At 75.3% G+C, this 16,052-nt stretch carries 18 protein-coding genes, 1 pseudogene and 1 riboswitch; of the genes and pseudogenes, 13 read left to right on the top strand and 6 right to left on the bottom strand.

Annotated features, from left to right (window positions below):
* From CKY47_RS33755 to CKY47_RS33730, 6 genes and pseudogenes are all read left to right on the top strand, one after another.
* Nucleotides 1-645 (top strand): hypothetical protein (locus CKY47_RS33755; RefSeq protein ID WP_306750417.1); only part of this gene is annotated, 645 nt, incomplete at its 5' end.
* Nucleotides 646-882: 237 nt separating this feature from the next.
* Nucleotides 883-2,121, top strand: coding sequence for a hypothetical protein (locus CKY47_RS33750; RefSeq protein ID WP_306750416.1), 1,239 nt, complete (start codon nucleotides 883-885; stop codon nucleotides 2,119-2,121).
* Between the two features lie 9 nt (nucleotides 2,122-2,130).
* On the top strand, nucleotides 2,131-3,204 hold the full coding sequence (locus CKY47_RS33745; protein ID WP_306750415.1) for a VanZ family protein: 1,074 nt from the start codon (nucleotides 2,131-2,133) through the stop codon (nucleotides 3,202-3,204).
* 117 nt (nucleotides 3,205-3,321) lie between these two features.
* On the top strand, nucleotides 3,322-3,669 hold the full coding sequence (locus CKY47_RS33740; protein WP_306750414.1) for an MFS transporter: 348 nt from the start codon (nucleotides 3,322-3,324) through the stop codon (nucleotides 3,667-3,669).
* A 38-nt stretch (nucleotides 3,670-3,707) separates the two neighbouring features.
* Nucleotides 3,708-4,019: pseudogene (locus CKY47_RS33735) on the top strand (MFS transporter); the annotation flags it as partial.
* A 140-nt stretch (nucleotides 4,020-4,159) separates the two neighbouring features.
* Nucleotides 4,160-4,573 (top strand): hypothetical protein, encoded by a 414-nt coding sequence (locus CKY47_RS33730; RefSeq protein ID WP_306750413.1) that lies wholly within the window; start codon nucleotides 4,160-4,162, stop codon nucleotides 4,571-4,573.
* On the opposite strand, the gene CKY47_RS33725 is transcribed toward CKY47_RS33730, so the two are convergent.
* Complete coding sequence (locus CKY47_RS33725; RefSeq protein ID WP_306750412.1) at nucleotides 4,560-5,432, bottom strand: helix-turn-helix transcriptional regulator; 873 nt, start codon at nucleotides 5,430-5,432, stop codon at nucleotides 4,560-4,562. The genes CKY47_RS33730 and CKY47_RS33725 overlap by 14 nt on opposite strands.
* Before the next feature lie 101 nt (nucleotides 5,433-5,533).
* Between CKY47_RS33725 and CKY47_RS33720 the strand changes: the two genes are divergently transcribed.
* The gene (locus tag CKY47_RS33720) at nucleotides 5,534-6,289 is read left to right on the top strand and encodes an SDR family NAD(P)-dependent oxidoreductase (RefSeq protein ID WP_306750411.1); all 756 of its coding nucleotides are present in this window, start codon (nucleotides 5,534-5,536) and stop codon (nucleotides 6,287-6,289) included.
* A 91-nt stretch (nucleotides 6,290-6,380) separates the two neighbouring features.
* On the opposite strand, the gene CKY47_RS33715 is transcribed toward CKY47_RS33720, so the two are convergent.
* Both CKY47_RS33715 and CKY47_RS33710 read right to left on the bottom strand, forming a co-directional pair.
* The gene (locus tag CKY47_RS33715; RefSeq protein ID WP_306750410.1) at nucleotides 6,381-7,040 is read right to left on the bottom strand and encodes an extensin family protein; all 660 of its coding nucleotides are present in this window, start codon (nucleotides 7,038-7,040) and stop codon (nucleotides 6,381-6,383) included.
* A complete protein-coding gene (locus CKY47_RS33710) occupies nucleotides 7,037-7,900 on the bottom strand; it encodes a hypothetical protein (RefSeq protein ID WP_306750409.1) in 864 nt (287 codons plus the stop codon). The genes CKY47_RS33715 and CKY47_RS33710 overlap by 4 nt, the downstream gene beginning before the upstream one ends.
* A 228-nt stretch (nucleotides 7,901-8,128) precedes the next feature.
* Here CKY47_RS33710 and CKY47_RS33705 point away from each other — a divergent pair, with 228 nt between their 5' ends.
* From CKY47_RS33705 to CKY47_RS33685, 5 genes are all read left to right on the top strand, one after another.
* On the top strand, nucleotides 8,129-9,262 hold the full coding sequence (locus CKY47_RS33705; RefSeq protein ID WP_306750408.1) for a sensor histidine kinase: 1,134 nt from the start codon (nucleotides 8,129-8,131) through the stop codon (nucleotides 9,260-9,262).
* The gene (locus CKY47_RS33700) at nucleotides 9,259-9,930 is read left to right on the top strand and encodes a response regulator (RefSeq protein WP_306750407.1); all 672 of its coding nucleotides are present in this window, start codon (nucleotides 9,259-9,261) and stop codon (nucleotides 9,928-9,930) included. The genes CKY47_RS33705 and CKY47_RS33700 overlap by 4 nt, the downstream gene beginning before the upstream one ends.
* Before the next feature lie 112 nt (nucleotides 9,931-10,042).
* Complete coding sequence (locus tag CKY47_RS33695) at nucleotides 10,043-10,675, top strand: DUF2306 domain-containing protein (protein ID WP_306750406.1); 633 nt, start codon at nucleotides 10,043-10,045, stop codon at nucleotides 10,673-10,675.
* Complete coding sequence (locus CKY47_RS33690; protein ID WP_306750405.1) at nucleotides 10,672-11,658, top strand: NAD(P)-dependent alcohol dehydrogenase; 987 nt, start codon at nucleotides 10,672-10,674, stop codon at nucleotides 11,656-11,658. Before CKY47_RS33695 ends, CKY47_RS33690 begins: the two co-directional genes overlap by 4 nt.
* A 37-nt stretch (nucleotides 11,659-11,695) precedes the next feature.
* Nucleotides 11,696-11,782: riboswitch (ZMP/ZTP riboswitch) on the top strand.
* A 29-nt stretch (nucleotides 11,783-11,811) separates the two neighbouring features.
* Nucleotides 11,812-13,065 carry a serine hydroxymethyltransferase gene (locus CKY47_RS33685; protein ID WP_306750404.1) on the top strand — a complete coding sequence of 418 codons (1,254 nt, stop codon included), beginning with the start codon at nucleotides 11,812-11,814 and terminating at the stop codon, nucleotides 13,063-13,065.
* Here CKY47_RS33685 and CKY47_RS33680 read toward each other — a convergent pair.
* The 3 genes from CKY47_RS33680 to CKY47_RS33670 all read right to left on the bottom strand — a co-directional run bounded on the left by CKY47_RS33680 (nucleotide 13,041) and on the right by CKY47_RS33670 (nucleotide 15,258).
* Nucleotides 13,041-13,847 carry a Clp protease N-terminal domain-containing protein gene (locus tag CKY47_RS33680; protein WP_306750403.1) on the bottom strand — a complete coding sequence of 269 codons (807 nt, stop codon included), beginning with the start codon at nucleotides 13,845-13,847 and terminating at the stop codon, nucleotides 13,041-13,043. The two genes, CKY47_RS33685 and CKY47_RS33680, sit on opposite strands and share 25 nt — an antisense overlap.
* 102 nt (nucleotides 13,848-13,949) lie before the next feature.
* Nucleotides 13,950-14,867, bottom strand: coding sequence for a prolyl aminopeptidase (gene pip, locus CKY47_RS33675; protein WP_306750402.1), 918 nt, complete (start codon nucleotides 14,865-14,867; stop codon nucleotides 13,950-13,952).
* 103 nt (nucleotides 14,868-14,970) lie between these two features.
* The gene (locus tag CKY47_RS33670) at nucleotides 14,971-15,258 is read right to left on the bottom strand and encodes an early set domain-containing protein (protein WP_306750401.1); all 288 of its coding nucleotides are present in this window, start codon (nucleotides 15,256-15,258) and stop codon (nucleotides 14,971-14,973) included.
* Between the two features lie 181 nt (nucleotides 15,259-15,439).
* On the opposite strand from CKY47_RS33670, the gene CKY47_RS33665 reads away from it, so the two are divergent.
* On the top strand, nucleotides 15,440-16,051 hold the full coding sequence (locus tag CKY47_RS33665; protein ID WP_306750400.1) for a TetR/AcrR family transcriptional regulator: 612 nt from the start codon (nucleotides 15,440-15,442) through the stop codon (nucleotides 16,049-16,051).
* Nucleotide 16,052: the final 1 nt, after the last annotated feature.

The following is a 16,052-nucleotide window of genomic DNA, read 5'->3' as shown; positions in this document are numbered from 1 at the left end:
TTCTGGCCCGGGCGGGGGCTGAACACGGGGGTGAAGAGCGCGTTGTCGCTGGCGGGCACGCTGCGCTCGAAGTGGCAGGGCAGGCGGTTCCGCTCCTCGGACTTCTCCGCGCACGAGGGGCTGATGCAGCAGTTGCAGTACCGGGAGAAGTCACGGGCCTGGACGACCATGGTGATGCCCGACGAGACCGGCGTGCCGAGGTTGATCGAGGACCGGCTGCGCGACGGCCTGGAGGGGCCGTTCGACAGGGCGGCGCTGACGGCGCAGCTGTGGGGCCGCATCAAGGAGGTCAAGGCGCGACTCGTGGGTCGGATGGGGCCGATGCCGGCGGACGAGTGGTACCTGGAGCGCATCAACGGACTGCACGTGAAGACGCTCAAGCAGTTGGTCGAGTCCGGTCAGTGGATCACCCGCGAGATCGGCGGCGACGAGATCTCGGTCGACGTCGACTACGCCGAGTCCGACCTGGTGGCCGTGCTGCCCGTCGACGTCCCCGTCACGGCGGTCCCCGCCGCGGCGGGGGCGGTGGTGCTGACGGCGCAGCCGCTGGTCGAGCAGGTGGACCAGGACCAGACGGTCATGAGGTCGATGCGCGACGTGCTGCCGCTCGACCGCCCGGTCCGGCCCAGCGGCGCGCCCCGCTGAGCCGACCCGGTGGGGGCGCGCACGCCGCGCCCCCACCGGTAACGGCGCGCACGCGTCGATCGACGTCCCCGGTGGGCGTCGACGAGGGGGAGTCCGGGCGAAAGCGCTCTTCGTGCGGCTCTACCGGTTCACCGGGGTGCGCGGTCTGGTCGTGCTGGCGGCGGGCTGCCGCTGGGCGCGGCCCTGCTGTCGCTCGGCGGGCTGGAGGCGGTCGCCCGCAGCGGACCGGTGCTGGGCATGGCGCTCGCAGGCCTGGTCGGCGCCACCCGGTACACCCGGTCGTCGGCGACCCTGCGGCACGACGAGTACCTGCCCGGCCTGCTGGACTCGGGCCGGGACGGTCAGGTCGTGCTGCCCAAGGCGATGGGCCGCAAGCAGCGCGTCGGCGGTCAGCCGTTCACCCGGAACGCGACCGTCGAGCAGGTCGTCACCACCGCCGTCCGCTCCGCGCTCGACCTGCCCACCTGCGGCATCGTCGACCAGCGGACCGCGTTCGCCCCGCCCGGCCCGGTCCTGGTGCGCGCCGGGGACGAGTGGCAGGCCGTGGCGCTGCGGCTGATCCGGCACGCCCGCGTACTCGTCCTGCCGCCGCCCGACCAGGACGAGTACGCCCACCGCGCCGCCCTGGGCCGGGCGGCGACCCTGCTGGCGCTGCTGGAGGGCACGGGCCTGGAGGAGGAGGTCGAACCCTTCCGCATCCACGACCACGAGCTGGACCTGCCCGCCACCACGATCGTCGTCCGCTGCCGCGACGACGTCGGCGGGTACCGCGCGTGGGAGACGGTGGAGCCGCCGCCCAGCCGCACCGCGATCGGCACGAAGCGCAAGTCGATGACGACCGACACCACCTACCTGGGCGCGTTGACCGAGGCGTTCCGCGAACTCGACCACGACGGCTGGCCGACCACCCCGACCGCCGCCGGGCCGGCCGCCGCGCCCGCCCGCCCGCGCAGCAGGCCCACCACCGCGTCCAGGCGCGGCAGCACGTCGCGCGGTTCGCGGACCCACCGGACCGGGCCCTCGGCGGTGACGCTCGGCGGCAGCGGCAGGCACGCGCCCCGGTCCAGCAGCCACGCGCCCGCCGGCAGGACGGGCGTCGGTGCCCCGGCCGGGTCGACCAGGAACGCCCACAGGGTGGGCGACAGCGCGAGCGCGGGCACGTCGGCGTGCACGCGGCAGGCGAGGCGGGCATCGGCGAGCAGTCCCGCGACGCCGGGGCCGGTGGGCAGGTGGACGTTGCCCCCGGACAGCACGAGCGTCCACCGCCCGCGGAGGGCGAGGCGCTCGACGACGGCGTGGACCTGGTTGGCGTGGCGGGTCGCGGCGCACGCGGCGGTGTCGTCCACGGTTCCCCCGTTCCTCGGACCGGACGTGGTCGACGGGGGTTCGTCGTGGCTCGCCATGCGGTTCACCTGTTCCTGTGATAGCGCCACTCGAACAGGTGGAAGCCGGGCGGTGGACGACGGCTCGACCTAGCGTGGGCGCGTGTCGGTGCGGGCGAGCGAGGCGGTCATCGCGGTGGTGCTGTTCGCACTGCTGCTGCCGGTCGCCGTGCTGCCGTGGGTGCACCGCCAGTACCGGTTGCGCGGGCGGTTGCGCGGGTGGTCGGCGTTCGTCGCGGCGGCGGGCGCGTTCTACGGCTGCGGGCTGGTGGCGTTCACGCTGTTCCCGCTCCCGGTGGTGACGCCGGGCTTCTGCGACGGACGACCGCTGCGGGCGTACTGGCAGCTCCGGCCCCTCGCGTCGCTGGACGACATCGCCGGGGTCGGCTACGCCCCGACCAGCCCCCAGTTCCTCCAGGTCGCGCTGAACGTCGCGCTGTTCGTGCCGCTGGGTTTCCTGCTCGCCCACCGGTTCCGCCGAGGCCCGGTGACGGCCGCCGCGATCGGCTTCGCGGTGTCGCTGGGCGTGGAGACCGTCCAGGGCACGGCCGTGTTCGGGCTCTACCCGTGCCCCTACCGGATCGCCGACGTGGACGACCTGATCACGAACACGGCGGGCACCGTGCTCGGCTGGGTGCTCGCCCGCACCGCGGGCCGGTCGTTGCCGCCCGCCGTGCCCGAACCCGTGGCGGACACCGGGCCGCCGGGCCTGCCGCGCCGGGCGGCCGCGTTCCTCGGCGACCTGCTGACCCTGGCGCTGCTCCAGGTCGGCGCCCGGCTGGTGCTGGTGCTCGCGGAAGGAGGGGCGCCGGGGGTGTGGGCCGACCGGGCGGTGGGTGTGCTGGTGCCGCTGGTGTCGGTCCTCGCGGTGCCGCTGCTGCGCGCGGACCGCGCCACGCCCGGCCAGGTCGCGTTCCACCTCGCGCTGGTCGACGCCCGCACCGGGGGCCGTGCGCCGGCCCGTGCCGCGGTGCTGCGGTTCCTGGTGTGGTGGCTGCCGGTGCTGCTGCTGCTCCAGGCCGGTCACGGCGGGCACGTCGTCCTGGCGGCCGGGCTGGTCGGCCTCGCCGCGCGTGCCCGCGCCGACCGGCGCAGCCCGCTCGGCCTGCTGTCGGGCACGCGCACCACCACCCGGGCGGCGAGCGAGGGAGCCGTGCGGACCGCCGCGGACCGGTAGCGCGCACGGTTCCCCCCGGGGGTACCGGGGCACTCCGAAGTGCCTTCTTACGCGACGTCGCGGTGCGGCTGATCATCCAGGTGCACAGGCCCGCACCCCGACGAGGAGTTGGCTGACGTGTCCGCGACACCGCTGGACCCGCCGGCGACACCGCCCGACCCGCCGACCCGGATGACCGCGCGCGCCGCGGCCCTGCTGTTCGTGCTGTGCGGTTCGATCTTCCTGGGGGGCGTGGACGTCTCCGTGCTGGGCGTCGCCCTCCCCGCGATCAAGGCCGAGCTGGGCATGTCCGCCACCGACCTCCAGTGGGTCGTCAGCGCCTACGTGCCGACCTACGGCGGCTTCATGCTGCTGGGCGGCCGGGCCGCCGACCTGCTGGGCCGCCGCCGGGTGTCCGTGTTCCGGCTGGCGGTCTTCGTCCTGTTCTCCGGCCTCGGCGGGCTGGACACCGGGGCTGGGCGCTGATCGCGTCCCGCGCGGTCACCGGGCTGGCGGCGGCGTTCATGACGCCCGCCGGGCTGTCGCTGATCACCACCGGCTTCGCCGAGGGACCGCGGCGCAACCGCGCGCTGCTCTGGTACGCGCGCACGGCGGGGGGCGGCTTCTCGCTCGGCCTCGTCGTCGGCGGCCTGCTGACCGCGCTGGGCTGGCGCCGGGTGTTCTTCGCGCCGGTCGCCCTCGCCTCCGTGATCCTGGTGGCGGTGGTGAGGCGCGTCCCGCGCGACGCCGCGCCCCCGCGCCTCACCCGCGCGGAGGGCGACGTGGTCGGCGCGGTCACCATGACGCTGGGCGCCGTCGGCGTCGTCTGGACGGTCGTCCGCGCGCCGGAGGCGTCATCGGGCGAGACCGCCCTGACCGCGGCGGTCAGCGCCGCGCTGCTGGTGGCGTTCGTGGTCGCGGAGAGGCGCGGACCCACCCGCTGGTCCGCCTCGGCATCTTCCGCGGCAGGGCACTCGTGCGCGCCAACGTCGCCACCGTGCTGTTCGCCGGGTCGTTCGTCGCCTTCCAGTTCACCACCGTGCTCCACCTCCAGGACCTGCGCGGCTGGACCGCGCTGGAGGCCGGGGTGGCGCTGCTGGGCCTGGCGTTCACCCTCGTCCACGGCCCGCTCACGATCATCGCGCTCGAGGGCGTCGCCGACGCGGAGCAGAGCCTCGCGGGCGGCATCCGGAACACCTCGTCCCAGCTCGGCGCCGCGCTGGGCCTGGCCTCGGCCGCGTCGCTCACCGTCGCGGCGGGGGAGGAGGGCCCGCTGGCGGCTTTCCACGACGCCCTGCTGGTGCCGGTCGTCGCCACCGCCGCCGCCGTGCTGGTGGTGGCGACCGGCCTGCGACCGGCGAGGACGTCCGCGCGGGTCACGGCGGGCTGACCCGCCCCGGCTCGTCCTCCGTCGTCATCCGCTGGGTGCCGACGACGCCCAGCAGCCGCAGCGCCTCCCGCGCGGGCGTCCCGGGCGCGGCGGTGAACAGCACGAGGTGCTGGTCGCGCTCGGGCACCTCCAGCACGTCGCACGTCACCTCCACCCGCCCCACCAACTCGTGGTCGATCGACTTGACCAGGTGCCGGGAGTCGGTGACGTCGTGCGTCGGCCACAGCTCCGCGAACTCGCGGCTGTGCCGCAGCAGCTCGGCGACCAGGGCCTGCGTCGCCCGGTCGTGCGGGTAGCGGGTCGCGGCGGCGCGCAGGTGCCCGGCGGCGAACCGGGCGAACGCGTCGCCGTGCGACAGGCCGTAGTGGCGGCGCGGGTCGTCGGGTCGCAGGAAGAAGCGCCGGATCACGTTGCGGTCGCGCGGCGACAGCGCCGAGAAGTCCTCCAGCAGGGCCGCGGCCAGCGGGTTCCAGGCCAGCACGTCGTACTTGGCGTCGAGCACGATCGCGGCCGTGTCCGGCAGGCGCTCGATCAGCTCCAGGACGCCGTCCGGAACCTCGGCGGGCGGCCCGGTCGGCGGGCCGACCGCCTCGCCGACCAAGGCGTGCAGGTGGGCGCGCTCGGCGTCGGTCAGCCGCAGCGCGCGCCCCAGGGCGGCCAGCACGTGCCGCGACGGCCGGGGACCCCGGGCCTGCTCCAGGCGCGTGTAGTACTGCGTGGAGATGTGCGCGAGCCCGGCGACCTCCTCCCGGCGCAGGCCGGGCGTGCGGCGCGGTCCGGCCACCGGCAGGCCGACCGTGGAGGGGGACGACCGCTCCCTGCACCGGCGCAGGAACGAGGCCAGTCCGTGCTTGTCCATGCGCCCATCGTCCGTCGGCGTGCCGGGGGCTGCCAGGTACCGGGAGTACCCCGCACGGTCCGGGCCTGCCGGGGCCGGGGCGGGCGCAGCACGGTGGAGCCATGACCAACGGACTCCTGAACGGCAAGATCGCCCTCGTCACCGGTGCGAGCCGGGGCATCGGCGCCGCGGCCGCCCGCCTGTTCGCCCGGGAGGGCGCCACCGTCGTGCTGGCCGCGCGCACCGGGGCGGACCTGGAGCTCCTCACGGAGGAGATCGGCGGCGACGCCTCGTACGCGGTCGCCGACCTCGGCGACGTGGCGGACATCCGCCGCGTCGTCGACACCGTCGTGGAGCGCCACGGCCGGCTCGACGTCGCCTTCAACAACGCGGGCGTCAACGTCCCCCCGCACCCGGTCGTCGACTTCCCCGAGGACGACTTCGACCTGGTGACCCGCGTCAACCACAAGGGCGTGTTCTACGCCGTCGCCGCCGAGGTGAAGGCCATGCTGGCCACGGCGGGCGCGGGCGCCATCGTCAACACCAGCAGCGTCGGTAGCCTGATCGGCAACCCCGCGCTCCCGGCCTACGGCGCGGCCAAGCGCGCCGTCAACAGCGTCACCGAGAGCGCGGCGGTGACCTACGGCCCGGTGGGCGTGCGCGTCAACGCCATCGCGCCCGGCCTCACCGTCACCGCCATGGTCGAGGACTGGGAGCGGGCCGACCCCGGCGTGGTGGAGCGCCTGACCGCCGGCATCCCGCTGGGCCGGGCGGCGAGCCCGGAGGAGGTCGCGGAGACGGCGGCGTGGCTGCTCAGCGACCGGGCCTCGTACGTGACCGGGGTCGTGCTGCCGGTCACCGGCGGCGCGGGCGCCTGATCGGGCAGGGGGGTGGGCGGGTGCCGTGCGGAGGAGCACGGCACCCGCCCCGGTCCGGCGCGCGCGGGATCGGCGGCGCCTCGCCCGCGGCCTAGAAGGCCTGGTTCGCGAACCCCTTGCGGGCCGCCGCCGACAGGAACGACTGCCACGACGCGCTGCTCGTGTGCGGGTCGCCCGTCACGCCCAGCCGCGACTTCGCGGTGTTGAACGCGCTCGTCGTCAGCGGACCCCAGATGCCGTCCACCGCCAGACCGGACGACATGAAGTTGTTGCACAGCGCCTGGACGAACTTCGTGTCGCTCTCCGACCCCGTCACGCACCGCACGGGCAGGCCGCCGAAGTCCGAGTGGATGTGGTCCTCGTGCGCGGCGTTGTACCACCCGTCGAGCACGAACCGGAACCGCCGCCGGCACACCGCGTCCACCGCCAGGTACCGGCGGCGCGTCGCGACCGTGCCCGACGCGTGGTGCCGGTCCAGCGGCGAGATCGTCTGCCCGCCGCTCCACCGCACGTGGTCGAGGTCCATCGCGGTGCCCGTGCCGTGCTCGCCCGGCTTGTTCACGTAGAACCCCGCCGACACCAGGTAGCTGATGCCCCCGTACGCCGACGACAGCGACCGCAGGTCCCTGACCCACAGCACCAGGCTGTCGTAGAACGCCTGCGTCACCTGCCAGTTGCGGGTGGTCGTGTTGCCGCGGTTGGACCGCCAGTAGTAGACCGGCGTGCCGTCGATGTTCTGGAACGTGATCATCGGGCCGCCTCCGCGGTGATCAGGCGGCCACCGGCCAGCCAGCCGGTGCGGGCGCCGATCGCGCCCAGGGCCTTCGCGTCGGCGGGCACGTCCGGTCGCCGCCGACCGGCGTCCAGGGTGCCGGCGAGCGGCGTCGCGTCCACCACGTCGTTGCCGACCCAGTGGCCGTCCGCCGTGAGGCCGCGCACCGCGACCTCGTCCACACCGGGCCGGGCGCTCCACGCGACCCCGTCGCGCGAGGTGTGCAGCACGGTCCCGGCGGTGCCGACCGCCGCCGCCACCCAGCCGGTCGCGGTCCGCGCGACCGCCGTGGCCTTGATCCCGTCGGTCCACTCCAGGCCGCGGACCGGCACGGTGGACCAGCCGTTCGCGGTCCGGCGGGCCGCGATGCGCACCAGCGACGCCCGCTCGTGCTTCACCACCGATCCCAGCGCCAGCCCGCCGCCGACGGCGGTGAACTCGGAGCGCACGCCGTGCAGGCGACGTGCCTCGCGCCAGGTCGTGCCGTCGGTGGACTCCCAGATCGCCGCGGTCGGGTCGCCGCTGAGCGCGCCCACCGCCACGACCCGGTCGCCGTCGGTGGAGACGTCCACGAGGTCCGCGCCGGCGAGGCCGGTGGTGATCCGCACCGAACCGCGCTCGTCGACCAGCACCCACGCGCCGTCGAGGTGGACCAGGGCGAACGCCGTGCCGGAGGGGTCGGTGAAGACCCCGGCGGCCCTGGTGGGGGAGCCGGTGCCGGCCGTCGGGAGGGCGGGTGCGGGGGCGGCCGCCGCGCGGCCCGCGAGTGTTGTCGAGACCGTGGTGCCGAGCGTCGCCGTGACGGCGGCGCCCAGCACGAACTTTCGCCGATCGAGCACGTCAGTCCTTTCGGGGCAGGGGGAAACGCTGACGTGGCGCTAAGCCGGTTGGAAGATTTCCAACCCGAGTATTGATCCACCGGGGCAGTCGGGCAATGGACCGTTCCGCCCAAACCCGCCATCCCGCGGGCCGATCCGCCGGGCCGATCCACCGGGGCGCGGACCGGTCCCGGATCGACCGTGCTTCCGGTCGATCCGGGACCGTCGCGCTGCCCGTACCCTGAGCCGGTGCACGACCTCTTGCGCTCCCTGTGGGACGAACCGCGACCGCCGCACCCGACGCCGCGGGCCCGGTGGGACCTGGTCCTGGTCGGCGCGCTCGCGGTGGCCGCCGTGCTGGAGGGCGCGCTGCGGGCGGACCTGGCGTTCCCGGTCGTCTCGGTGGTGGTCGCCGTCGGGCTGCTGCCCACGCTGCCGCTGCGGCGGACCAGGCCGCTGCGCGCGGTCGTGATCGCCTTCGGCGTCTGCGCGGTGACCCCGTTGGCGACCGGTGTCGAGCCCGAGCTGAACACCATGGTCTACCTGCTCCTCCTGCCGTTCGCGCTGTACCGCTGGGGATCGGGCCGCGAGGCCGCGCTCGGGTCGCTGGTCGTGCTGGCCAAGCTCGGCTCCTCGCTCGCGCTCGGCACCGTCGGCCTCGGCGACACGCTCGGCGGCGCGGTCGTCGTGTGCACCGCCTGCGCCCTCGGCGCGGCGCTGCGGTACCGGGTCAGGGCGCGCACGCGCGAACTGGACCAGGCCAAGCTGCTCGAACGGGAGCGGCTGGCCCGCGACCTGCACGACACCGTGGCCCACCACGTCTCGGCGATGGCCATCCGCGCCCAGGCCGGGCTCGCCACCGCCGCCGCGAACCCGGCGGCCGCGGTCGACGCGCTCCGCGTGATCGAGTCCGAGGCGTCGCGGGCGCTCGCCGAGATGCGCGCCATGGTCCGCGTGCTGCGGCAGGACGAGCGGGTCGACCTCGCCCCGACCCCGCGCGTCGCCGACCTCGGGCAGCTCGCCGCCCGCCCGCACCTCGGCCCCGAGGTCGACGTGGAGGTCGTCGGAGACGTCGACGACCTGCCGCCGTCGGTGGGCACCGCCGTCTACCGGCTCGCCCAGGAGTCCGTCACCAACGCCCTGCGGCACGCCCGGCACGCCACCCGGATCGCGGTCCGGGTGGTCGCCGACGACCGCTCGGTGCACCTGCGGGTCAGCGACGACGGCGAGACCCCCGCCCGCCCGGCCGCCGGGCGGGGGCACGGGCTGATCGGCATGGCCGAGCGCGCGGGCCTGCTCGGCGGCACCTGCGAGGCGGGCCCGGACCCCGGCCGCGGGTGGACGGTCACCGCCGTGCTGCCGCGCACCGGGGCGACCGCGTGAGCGTCCGCGTCGTCGTCGCCGACGACCAGGAGATCGTCCGCACCGGCCTCACCATGATCCTCGACGCCCAGCCGGGCATCGAGGTGGTGGGCCAGGCGGCCGACGGCCGGCACGCGGTCGAGCTGGCCCGGCGGCTGCGCCCCGACGTGTGCCTGTTCGACATCCGGATGCCGCTGCTCGACGGGATCGAGGCCACCCGCGCGCTCGCCGGGCCGGACGTGGCCGACCCGCTCGCCGTCGTCGTGATCACCACCTTCGACCTCGACGAGTACGTCTACGCGGCGCTGCGCGCCGGGGCGCGGGGCTTCCTGCTCAAGGACGCCGGACCCGTGCTGCTCGCCCAGGCCGTGCACGCCGCCGCGAACGGCGACGCGCTGATCGCCCCGAGCGTCACCGCGCGGCTGCTCGCGGCGTTCGCCGGCGCCGGGCCGGCGGTCACCCCCGTGCAGCCCGTCGAGCCGCTCACCGAGCGGGAGGAGCAGGTCCTCGCCGCCGTGGCCGCCGGGCGCACGAACAGCGAGGTCGCCCAGCAGCTCCACATCACGCTCAGCACGGTCAAGACCCACGTCACGAGCCTGATGAACAAGCTCGGCGCGCGGAACCGCGTCGAGATCGCCATCTGGGCCCACGAGACCGACCGCGTCCGGCGCGGCGGCGCCCGCAGGTAGCCGAACACCCGCCGGTAGCCGAAAGTACGACCCGGGGCCGGCTCTTGGTCCGGCCGGACAGCGGCCTGAATACCGATGAGCCGGCACCGCCGCGGCGGCCACGATCTGCGGCATGACGACAACAGCGCCCCCACGCGCCACCCGACCCGATCGGGGGTGGCTCGTCCCGGCCGGGCTGCTCGCGCTCGGCGCCGTCCCCGTCATCGCCGGAGCCTTCCGGCTGGGCGACCCCGGTGACGGCGGCGCACCCCTGGTGGCGCACATCATCGGGGCCGGTGGCTACGCCGTCCTGGGCGCCTTCCAGTTCGCGCCCCGGTTCCGCGCCCGGCGGCGGCGGTGGCACCGCGTGGCCGGGCGGCTGGTGGTCCTCTGCGGTCTCGCCGCCGCGCTGTCCGGGCTGTGGCTGACCCTGTTCCCCTTCCGGCAGGCCGACGCGACCGTCCTCCTCACCGGCACCCGGCTCGTGTTCGGCGCGCTCTGGGCGCTGTTCCTGGTCCTCGGCGTCATCGCGGCCCGGCGGCGGGATGTCGGCGGGCACCGCGCCTGGATGACCCGCGCGTACGCGGTCGGCCTGGCCGCCGGCACCCAGGTGTTCACCCTCGGTCTCGGCACGGCGGTCCTCGGCCACCCCGACCGGACGGCCGAGGCCCTGCTGATGCTCGCCGGCTGGCTGGTCAACGTGGCCGTGGCCGAACGGGCCGTGCGCCGCTCCCGCACCACCCCGAACCCGGTGGAGGCACGATGAAGGCCATCGCCCAGGACCGGTACGGCTCACCCGACGTGCTGCGGCTCGTCGAGGTCGACCGGCCGACGCCCGCGGCCGGGGAGGTGCTCGTCCGGGTGCGCGCGGCGGCGGTGAACGCCCGCGACTGGCACGTCATGCGCGGCGACCCGTACCTGGCGCGCCTCATGCCGGGCGTGATGGGGCTCGCCCGCCCGAAGGTGGCCATCAGGGGCACCGACTTCGCGGGCGAGGTGGCGGCGGTCGGCGCCGGCGTGACCCGGTTCCGGCCGGGCGACGAGGTGTACGGCGAGGCGGACGGCGCGTTCGCCGAGTACGTGTCCGCACCGGACGGCGTGGTGGACGCCAAGCCCGCCAACCTGACCTTCGAGCAGGCCGCCGCGCTGCCCCTGGCGGCCAACACCGCGCTCGTCGGCCTGCGCGACCTGGGGCGGGTGCGGCAGGGGCAGCGGCTCCTCGTCAACGGCGCGTCCGGCGGCGTCGGCACGTTCGCCGTGCAGCTCGGCAGGCACCTCGGCGCCGAGGTGACCGCCGTGTGCAGCGCCCGGAACGCGGAGCTGGTCGCCTCGCTCGGCGCGGACCACGTCATCGACTACGCCCGGGACGACTTCACCCGCGACGGAGGACGCCACGACGTCGTGCTCGACCTGGTGGGCAACCACCCGCTGACCGCCCTCCGGCGCGCGCTCCGGCCCGGCGGGACCCTCCTGCTCTCGGGGGGAGGGGTGTCCACCGGCGGCAGCGTCCTCGGGCCGATGGGGCTCATCGTCCGGGCGGCGCTCGCGGGTCCGCTCGTCCGCAGGCACCGGGTGCTCGTCCTGGAGGCGCGGCCCGGCCGGGAGAACCTGGCGGCGCTGCGGCGGCTCGCCGAGTCCGGGGCGCTCGTGCCGGTCGTCGACCGGACCTACCCGCTCGACCGGGTGCCCGACGCGATCCGGTACGTCGAGGACGAGCACGCCCGCGCCAAGGTCGTCATCGCGGTGTGACGCGGATCGGGCTCCCCGGACGGCGGCGGGTAGGCTCGGCGGTGTTCGCGACTGGCGTGCCGAGGGTGGGACCGACCACCGGGGAGCGTTGAGCCGACGGGCACCGCGCGCCTGGGTGCCACGGCGAGCGCCCTCGCGCGCGTGGAGGCCGTCGTGCACGAACCCGCCATCCCGTCCTTGACCGGAGCCGACCCCGAGGTCGCCCGCCTGGTGCAGGCCGAGGCCCGTCGCCAGTTCGAGAAGGTCCGCCTCATCGCCTCGGAGAACTACGTCTCCACCGCGGTCCTGGAGGCGACCGGCTCGGTGCTCACCAACAAGTACTCCGAGGGCTACGCCGGCCGCCGCTACTACGAGGGCCAGCAGGTCGTCGACCCGGTCGAGGAGTTGGCCGTCAGCCGGGCCAAGGCCCTGTTCGGCGCCGATCACGCCAACGTGCAGCCGTACTCCGGCTCGCCCGCCAACCTGGCCGTCTACCTGGCCTTCCTGGAGCCCGGCGACACGGTCATGGGCATGGCGCTGCCCGCCGGGGGACACCTGACCCACGGGTGGGGCGTCTCGGCCACCGGCAAGTGGTTCCGCAGCGCCCAGTACGGCGTCCGCAAGGAGACCGGCACCGTCGACCTCGACGACGTCCGCGACCTGGCCCTCGCCGAACGCCCGAAGGTGATCTTCTGCGGCGGCACGGCGATCCCGCGCACCATCGACTTCGCCGGGTTCGCCGAGATCGCCCGCGAGGTCGGCGCGGTCCTCGTCGCCGACATCGCGCACATCGCGGGTCTGGTCGCGGGCGGCGCGCACCCGTCACCCGTCGGGCACGCCCACGTCGTCACCACGACCACCCACAAGACGCTGCGCGGCCCGCGCGGCGCGATGATCCTCACCGACACCGAGCACGCGAAGCCGATCGACAAGGCCGTCTTCCCGGGGCTCCAGGGCGGTCCGCACAACCACACCACCGCCGCCATCGCGGTCGCGCTCGGCGAGGCCCTCGACCCGTCCTTCGGCCTCTACGCCCACGCCGTCGTGCAGAACGCCCGCGCCCTGGCCGCCGCCCTGCTCGACCGCGGCTTCGACCTGGTCTCCGGCGGCACCGACAACCACCTCGTCCTGCTCGACCTGACCAACCGGGCCGTCGGCGGCAAGCCCGCCGCGAAGGCCCTCGACCGCGCGGGCATCGAGGCGAACCACAACACCGTCCCGTTCGACCCGCGCAAGCCGTTCGACCCGTCCGGCGTCCGCCTCGGCACGGCCGCCGTCACCACCCGCGGCCTCACCGCCGACCACATGCCGCAGGTCGCGGAGTGGATCGACCGCGCGATCAGGGCGACCGACGACCGCGGGCTCGACCGGATCGCCGCCGAGGTCGCCGACCTCATGTCCGGCTACCCCATGCCCGGCTGGGCATAGCGGACGGCGTCGGCCAACCGGGCCACGTCGTCGCGGAACGTCTCGTGCCGCACGGCGACGCACCCGGTGCCCGGCAGCTGGTCGGCGGGCAGCTCCACCCCGTCGACCAGCACCGCGATCACCGGGACCAACCGCGTCCGGGCCGCTTCCAGCTCGTCGCGCACCGGCTCGTCCGGCACGGTCCACCCCGGCCCGACGACGGCGAGCAGCACGTCGCACGACGCCGCGTCGGGCACGACGGCGCACCCCATGTCGTCGAGCCGGTCCGCGATCCGCCCCGCCAGGTGCAGGTCGCGCGGCCGGTGGCTCAGGTACAGCCGGGCGGTGCGCGGCGACGGCGGGAAGCCCGCGAGCGAGATGCCCGCCAGTTCCGCGAACGCGCGGTCCCGCACGTCCTCGGGCGCCGCGCCGCACCGCGCCAGCACGTCCACCGCCACCCCGTCGACCTCGGCCAGCAGGCCCAGCAGCAGGTGCCCGGTGCCGACGTGCCGGTGCCCCAGGGCCAACGCCTCCCGGACGGCCGCCGCCAGCGCCCGCTTCGCGCCCGGGGTGAACGGCAGGTGTCCCGGGAACGGCACGCCGCCCCGCTCGACCTCCCGCACGTGGGGGCGGCACCCCTGCGGCGTCACCCCGGACGACACGAGCACGGTCGCCGCCGCACCGCCCTCGCCGAGCAGGCCCAGCAGCAGGTGCCCGGTGCCGATGGTGGCGTGACCGAGCGCCCGCGCCTCGCTCAGCGCCAGCGCGGACACCCGCTGCGCCGCCTCGGTGTACCAGCCCATCAGTCCCCCGCCACCGCCTCGGCGAACCCCTCGTCCGAGGCCCGCCCCTCCGGCACTCGCGCCACAACCCGCGTCCACACCATCGCACGCGGTGGCCGGGTGTTACCGGAACCGGTCGGTCGCCGCGACCCGGGCGGCGGCCAGGTCGTCGGTGCCGGCGTGGTCGGAACCGGGGATCATGATCAGCTCGGCGTCCGGCCAGGCGTGCGCCAACCGCCACGGCGTGCCGATGAGGTTGCCCAGGTCGAGCACGCCTTGAACGATCACGCCCGGGATGCCCGCGAGCTTCCACGCCTCCTCGACGACGACGCCCTCGCGCAGCCACGAACCGTGCGCCCAGTAGTGCGTGACCAGGCGCGCGAACGCCAGCCGGTACTCCGGGGGGTCGAAGCGGTCGCCCTGCGCGGCGAGGGCGTCCTCCCACCGGCACCACTCCTCGGCCGCCCGGTCGTGCACGGCCGGGTCCGGGTCGAGCAGCTTCGCGAGGTAGGCGGCGGGCAGGTCGTCGCCCTCGGGGGCGAACGCGCGGAACCTCGCCCACGCCTCGGGGAACATCGGCGCGAGGCCCTTGGTCAGGAGGTCCGTCTCCTCCCGCATGCCGGTGGCGATGCCCGCCTGCACCAGTTCCGTCACCCGGTGCGGGTAGCGCTCGGCGTACACCAGGCTGAGCACCGAGCCCCAGGACGCGCCGAACAGCTGCCACCGCTCGATGCCCAGGTGCTCGCGCAGCAGCTCCAGGTCGGCGACCAGGTGGTCGGTGGTGTTGGTCGACAGGTCCACCTCGGGTCGCCCGGCGTGCGGCGTGCTGCGCCCGCACCCGCGCTGGTCGAGCAGCACGATCCGGTAGGCCGCGGGGTCGAAGTAGCGGCGGGTGCGCGGCGAGCACCCGGACCCCGGCCCGCCGTGCAGGCAGACCACCGGTTTGCCGTCCGGGTTGCCGCACACCTCCCAGTAGACGTGGTGCCCGTCGCCGACGTCGAGCATCCCGTGGTCGTGCGGTTCGATCTCCGGGTACAGCACCGATCCTCCCCAGCTGAATGCAACAGTGCTGTCACATTAGCCCCGACAGCTCTGGGGGTGGAGGGGATTTCACCCGCACGTCCCTCGGTTCGGCGGAGCCCGCTCAGTGCAGGACGTCGATCCTGATCACACCGCCGTCGTGGTCCACCTGGTGCGCGTCGGTGTCGTCGAACCAGTGGCCGTCGGGGCCGAGGTAGCGGAACCGGTGCGTGCCGGGGGGCAGGATGACGGACACCGTGCGGGTGCCGTCGCGGCGCGGCTGGAGCTCGTGCACGCCCGGCGTCCAGTCGTTGAACGATCCCACCACGCTGACCGGGCCGTCGGGCTGGTCGAGCGGCAGCGAGAAGGTCACGCGGCGCTTCGGGCCGAAGAGGCGCGCGTTGCGGAGCATGGTTCTCCCTCGGGTACCACGGGGCGATCTTGGACGGCCCCGACCCTATGCCCCGACGCGCCGTGGGCGTCCGAAGTGGACCGTCGCGCGTACGGGTGACGTGTGGGCGGGAGGGGTGGGCCGCAAACGTTCACTCGTTGCAAACTTGCAGTGTGTGCATCTTTTTGGTTAGGTTGGTCGAGTGCCCGTCCACGCCGAAGGCCTCCGTGACCGCAAGAAGCGGCTGACCCGGTACGCGCTCAGCCGCGCCGCCGTCGACCTCGTCGCGCGGCACGGCCTCGACCATGTCACGGTCGAGGACATCAGCGCCGCGGCGGACGTGTCACCGCGCACCTTCTTCAACTACTTCGCCACCAAGGAGGAGGCCGTCCTCGCCCCCGACCCGGAGGCGGGGCCGCGCATCCGCGCGCTGGTGCTCGCCCAGCCGGCGGAGCTGTCCGCGGTCGCGGCGGTCCGGGAAGCGCTGCTCGCCGAGATCGCCGCCGAGGTGGCCGTCGACCGCGAGTCGTGGTTGCGGAGGATGCGCGTCGTGCAGCAGCACCCCGTGCTGCTGGCCAAGGTGCTCGCCGGCGGCGAGGCGGTCGAGCGCGAGGTCGTCGCGGCCGTCGCCGAGCGCGTCGGCCGGTCCGAGGACGACACGTACCCGCTGCTGCTCGGCGCGGCGACCGGCGCGGCGTTCCGGGTGGCCGTCGCCCGCTGGTCGCGCACCGACGAGTCGGCCCCGCTGCACGAGCTGATCGCCGAGGCGCTCGACCTGCTCGCCGCGGGCCTGGCGAACCCACCCCAGCCCTGAC

Source organism: Saccharothrix longispora (assembly GCF_030852425.1).
GTDB classification, from domain to species: domain Bacteria; phylum Actinomycetota; class Actinomycetes; order Mycobacteriales; family Pseudonocardiaceae; genus Actinosynnema; species Actinosynnema longispora.
The sequence above is the reverse complement of the archived record's forward strand: the minus strand, read 5'-3'. Positions and strand labels throughout refer to the sequence as shown.